Source organism: Apibacter sp. B3546 (assembly GCF_009827885.1).
In the GTDB taxonomy this organism is placed as follows: Bacteria; Bacteroidota; Bacteroidia; order Flavobacteriales; family Weeksellaceae; genus Apibacter.
Map to the genome: position 1 here is coordinate 1 of NZ_WINW01000012.1, position 466 is coordinate 466.

At 29.0% G+C, this 466-nt stretch carries 1 pseudogene; it reads right to left on the reverse strand.

Going from position 1 to position 466, the window contains the following annotated elements:
- Positions 1-466 (reverse strand): annotated as a pseudogene (locus tag GFU93_RS04260) (leucine-rich repeat domain-containing protein); the annotation flags it as partial.

Below are 466 nucleotides of genomic sequence, written 5' to 3' on the forward strand. Positions count from 1 at the left end.
ATTTTATTCCCATACAGATATAAAACTTCTAAATTTTTTAATCCGGATAATACATTCCAATCGGTCCCTTGAAAGTCTTTTTGTATACTATTATAAGAAGATAAATTTAATATTTTTAAATATTCTAAATTTTTTATGCTTGACGGTAGTTTGCCTTTTACATTATAAAAATAATATAAACTTAGTTCGGTGACATGTCCATTCTCTACTGTTATGCCATCCCATTTTACTTCATGTAAATTATTCTCGGAAATATCCCATTTTTTCCATTTTTCCCATGATACTCCTCTCCAATTCGAGCCGTTCAATTGGTTATAAATATCTACCAAAGCCTGGTACTCTTTTTCCGGTACTTTCGGTAATTCTATATTTAATTGGGAAAATCGTAGATAATTGTCTCCCATGTAAGTATTATTTTGTGTATACGTTTCTTGATATAAATAGAGATCATCTCCTTTTTTAATTG